At 71.7% G+C, this 4,323-nt stretch carries 4 protein-coding genes and 1 pseudogene; all 5 read right to left on the minus strand.

Annotation, left to right across the window (positions count from 1 at the left end):
* Positions 1 to 33 precede the first annotated feature (33 nt).
* Positions 34 to 669: a tRNA lysidine(34) synthetase TilS gene (tilS, locus tag ROTAS13_RS20160; RefSeq protein WP_075823224.1), complete on the minus strand. Its 636-nt coding sequence runs from the start codon at positions 667 to 669 to the stop codon at positions 34 to 36.
* 34 nt (positions 670 to 703) lie between these two features.
* Positions 704 to 1,576, minus strand: a complete 873-nt coding sequence (locus tag ROTAS13_RS20165) for a tetratricopeptide repeat protein (protein WP_075823225.1) — start codon at positions 1,574 to 1,576, stop codon at positions 704 to 706.
* Positions 1,577 to 1,586: 10 nt separating this feature from the next.
* Complete coding sequence (pal, locus tag ROTAS13_RS20170; RefSeq protein ID WP_019459974.1) at positions 1,587 to 2,081, minus strand: peptidoglycan-associated lipoprotein Pal; 495 nt, start codon at positions 2,079 to 2,081, stop codon at positions 1,587 to 1,589.
* Between the two features lie 104 nt (positions 2,082 to 2,185).
* Positions 2,186 to 3,526: a Tol-Pal system beta propeller repeat protein TolB gene (gene tolB / locus ROTAS13_RS20175; protein ID WP_019459973.1), complete on the minus strand. Its 1,341-nt coding sequence runs from the start codon at positions 3,524 to 3,526 to the stop codon at positions 2,186 to 2,188.
* A 143-nt stretch (positions 3,527 to 3,669) separates the two neighbouring features.
* Positions 3,670 to 4,323, minus strand: a pseudogene (locus ROTAS13_RS20180) (hypothetical protein); the annotation flags it as partial.

The raw sequence follows: 4,323 nt of genomic DNA on the forward strand, positions 1-4,323 counted from the left end.
TTCGCCTTACGGTGGAGCTGTGCGTAGATGTGATCAAGAGACAGCGCCAAGCGCCGCGCGCAGCCGGGCCCGGGCGAAGCGTGGATCGCCATTGGACGGGTCGCGCACAGGCTCCAGCCCTGCACCGGCCACGGTCGCCTCCAACCGCGCCACCGGCATGTCCAGCAGGGGCCGCAGCACCATCACGTTTGGCAGGGCCCGCGCGGGCGCCATGGCAGCTAGCCCGGTCTCGCCCGAGCCACGTAGCAGCCGGAACAGCAGCGTCTCCGCTTGGTCCCGACGGTGATGACCCAGCAACAACCAGGGCGCGCCCGCTTCCGACGCGGCCGCCTCCAGCGCCGCCAGCCGCGCCCGCCGCGCCCTTTCGTGCAGGGCCGGGCCGGAAGGCAGGCCAAGGGAAAGAATACGGACCTCGTGCCCCCTCGCCTGCAACCGGCCCGCCACAGCTTCGGCCTCTGCGGCGCTGTCCGGGCGCAGGCCGTGATCGGCCACCAGGGCAAGCGCGGACCCGCCACGTGCCATGGCCCAGCGATGCGCGAGAAGGAAGGTGGCGAGGCTGTCGGGCCCGCCCGACACGCCGACCGCGAGGCGCGGGGACGGAGCGAAGGGCCCCAGCGGCGCCATCAGGGCCGCGAACTCCTCCTCCCCCACCGGTTCGCCGGCTGGCATGGGAGCGGCGCCCCGGGCGATGCCCGTCAGCGGATCAGCGGCAGCCGGCGCGCTGCCGGGCCTGCGCCGCCTGGCTGGCGATGCTGCCGGGCGGCTTGGGGAATTCGCTGTTCAGCTGGTCCAGCGTCTGGCAGGCCTCGCGCTTCGCCCCGAAACCGTTGAAGGCATTGGCGAGACCGAGCAGCGCCTCCGGGGCGCGGCCGGACTTGCGGTTGCGGCGATAGGCGTCGTCATAGGCCAGGGCCGCGTTCTGGTAGTCCCGCCGCCCGAGCAGCGCATCGCCCAGGAGGATCTGGGCATCCTGCTGCCGGGGCGCGCTGCGGGCACCGACGACCTCCCGCGCCGCGGCCTCGGCGGCGGTATAGTCGCGACGGGCCAGGGCGGCCTGCCCATCGGACAGGGCGCGTTCCGGCGTGCGCGGGGCGGCGGCCGGCGCGGCAGCGGCCGGGGCACTGGCCGGAGGGGCGGCCGCAGGGCCCGGCGCAGGCGTCGCGGGGGCCTGGGAACGGCGCGCCGCCCCGCCACCCTGCTCCACCTGCTGCAGGCGATAGTCCGTGTCGCCCTGCAGCTTCTCCATCTGCTGCTGCAGGTTCCGGTTCTGGAATTCGAGCTGGTCCACGCGGCCGCGCAGGCGCTTGGTCTCGTCCTCCAGCGCACTCACCCGGTCGAGCAGCTGCCCGACCAGTTCGCTCCCGCCCCCGGCGGCACCGCCACGGGAAGGAGGCGGCAGGGCGGGCGCCGCGTAGCCCCCGCCCCCACGCGCCCGCAACTGCTCCATCTCCTGGCGAAGCTGCAGGATCTGGTTCTGCAGCGTGATGCCTTCCCGGCTCTCCACCTGCGCCCGGGCGGAGGGCCCGGATGCCAGGGAAGCCAGGAAAACGGAGGCGAGCAGCGCGTGGCGCATCATGGACCCTGCCTTAGCGGACGACCGTGACCGCGCGGCGGTTCTGCGCCCAGGCCGACTCGTCGGAACCCAGGGCGGCCGGGCGGTCCTTGCCGTAGGAGATGGTGGACAGGCGGCTGCCGGCCACGCCGGAGGCCACCAGCACGTCGCGGGCGGAATTGGCGCGGCGCTGGCCGAGCGCCAGGTTGTACTCGCGCGTGCCACGCTCGTCGGTGTGGCCCTCGATCGTGGCCTGCACCTGGGGATACTGGTTCAGCCAGCCGGCCTGGCGCACCAGCACGTCGCGCTGGTCGCCGCGGACGGAGCTGGAGTCGAATTCGAAGAAGACTCGGTCGCCGACATTGGCGACGAGGTCTTCCTGCGAGCCCGGGCGGACGGAGCCCAGCCCGCCGGCACCGGCGCCGGCGGAGGCGCCAGCGCCCGTGGCGGCCCCGGCCTGGTCGTTGCTGTTCGAACAGGCGGCCAGCAGAGCGAGGGCGCCCAGCGCGCCCAGCAGCTTCGTTTGCATCGATCCGTTTTCCTCGTGCTGTGCGGGGGGCACAAAACACGCGATCGCGGCGTTACGGCTGCCGTTCGATACGGTCAAGCCGAACAAACCGCGCCTCTCCCGTGTCAGGACAACAAAGGGGACCAATTCGGATCGGTTGCATCGGTCGGCGTCACAATCTGCCTCTCGTTGAAACCGGCGATGTCGATCATCGCCATGCGTGCACCATAGCCATTGCCGCGCGAGTCCCGCGCCGGGGTCTCCCGGTAATAGGCAAGGACGCGGCCGTTCGGGGCGAAAGTCGGCCCCTCCATGCCCCAGCCCTCGGTCAGGATGCGTTCCCCGCGCCCGTCCGGCTGCATCACGCCGATGGCGAAGCTGCCGCCGCCGAAGCGGGTGAAGGCGATCAGGTCGCCACGCGGAGACCACACGGGTGTGGCATAGCGGCCACGGCCGAAGGAGATGCGCCGCACCCCACCGCCGCCGGCATCCATGACATAGAGCTGCTGGTCGCCGCCCCGGTCGGAGTTGAAGACGATCTGCGACCCGTCGGGGCTGTAGCAGGGCGAGACGTCGAGCCCGTTGCCCGAGGTGAGCTGCCGCTCCCGCCGCGAAGCGAGGTCCACCACGTAGATGTTGGAATCGCTGCCCTTGGCATAGCTCAGGATCACCGACCGCCCGTCCGGCGAGAAGCGCGGCGACAGCGTCATGCCGGAGAACTGGCCCAGAACCTCCTGCCGCCCGGTGTCCAGGTTGAACAGATAGACCCGCGGCTGGTTCTGGTAATAGCTCATGAAGGCGATCTGCCGCGCATTCGGATGGAAGCGCGGGCTGAGCACCTGGAAGGACCCGTCGGTCAGGAAGCGGTTGTTCTCCCCGTCCTGGTCCATGATCGCGAGCCGCCGGGTGCGCCGGTCGCGCGGCCCCGATTCGGCGACATAGACGATCCGGGTGTCGAAATAGCCCTTCTCGCCCAGCAGGCGGGAATAGATGGCATCCGCGATCAGATGCGCGATCCGCCGCCACTGGGCAGCCGGAGCAGTGAAGGCCGTGCCCTCGATCTGCTGGCCCGGCAGCACGTCCCACAGGCGGAACTCGACGCGGAGCTGCCCACCCTGGTCGGCCACGCGGCCGGTCACCAGCGCATTGGCCCCGATCACCCGCCAGTCCTGGAAGTTCGGCTGCGCCGCCGCGGCCTCGGCGCTCTGGATGAAGGCAGCGTTCTGCACCGGGCGGAACAGGCCGGAATTCTTCAGGTCGTTCTGGATCACCTGGGCGATCTCCGCCCCGCGTGTGCCCGGCAGCGCGGGCACCGCGATCGGGATCGGATCGGTGCGGGCGCGGGTGATGTCCACGCGGCTCTCGGCCGCGGCCGGCTGGGCCAGCACCGAGCGCAGCGGCGGAATGGCGCCAGCGGCGGCGGTCACCCCCAGAAGCGCGGCACGTCGGGTAAAGCGGCCGTCCATCGTCGTGTCTCTTCCCCTGAAAACCGGTTCGGACCGGGAGAAGCCCCGGTCCTGCCGTCAAATCAAGCCCCTGTCCCGTCACGAAGCGTGGCGGGCCGTATCGTTCCGCTGCGGCAATGCCGGCGGATGCCGGGGGACGCGCCTCAGCGCAGCCCCAGGTCCCGCGGGTTGAAGCGGAAGACCGTGTTGCGCAGCGCCTCCAGCCGGTCCTTCGGCAGTGGCAGCGGGTTACACTGTGGGTTCAGCAGCGCGCGCCGGGCCGCCTCATAGACCGAGCGCGCCTGCGGGTCGGCGGGCACGCTGCCGTTCGGGCGCACGTTCCGCACCGTGCCGCCGGAATCCACCTCCACCCGCATCTCCACGATCACCGAGCGGATGTTCAGCGCGCCGCCATCCACCGACCAGCATTCGCTGATGGTATTGGCCAGCGCCGTCTTCTCGCCCGAGCTGAGCGCGGCGGTCCCGGTCGGCGCCCCGCCCGCCTGGGTGGAGCCCGAGGGCGCCGGATTGGCGCGCGACTTCGGCGCCTCGTTCTGCGCCTGCATCGCCCGCAGCTTCTCCAGCGTGCTCAGCACGCTCTGAGAGCGTTCGTCCGTGTTCTTGGCCGGCGGCGTACGCCCGGTGCCCGGCTTGTCCGAGGGATTCGGCGGCGGCAGCACCTTGCCCGTGCCCTGCTGGTTGCTGGGCTTGGGCTGCTGCACCGGCGGCTGCGGCTTGGGCGGTTCCGGCTTGGGCTCGGGCTTTGCCTCGGCATGCTGCTGCGGCTTCGCCTCCGGCTTGGGCGGCACCGGCTTGGG

It is taken from the genome of Roseomonas sp. TAS13 (assembly GCF_001950415.1).
Taxonomy (GTDB): domain Bacteria; phylum Pseudomonadota; class Alphaproteobacteria; order Acetobacterales; family Acetobacteraceae; genus Roseomonas; species Roseomonas mucosa.

Coding starts and splice junctions, on each gene's coding strand:
- tilS (WP_075823224.1), bottom strand. CDS start 669: ATGCCAGCCGGCGAACCGGTGGGGGAGGAGGAGTTCGCGGCCCTGATG.
- ROTAS13_RS20165 (WP_075823225.1), bottom strand. CDS start 1,576: ATGATGCGCCACGCGCTGCTCGCCTCCGTTTTCCTGGCTTCCCTGGCA.
- pal (WP_019459974.1), bottom strand. CDS start 2,081: ATGCAAACGAAGCTGCTGGGCGCGCTGGGCGCCCTCGCTCTGCTGGCC.
- tolB (WP_019459973.1), bottom strand. CDS start 3,526: ATGGACGGCCGCTTTACCCGACGTGCCGCGCTTCTGGGGGTGACCGCC.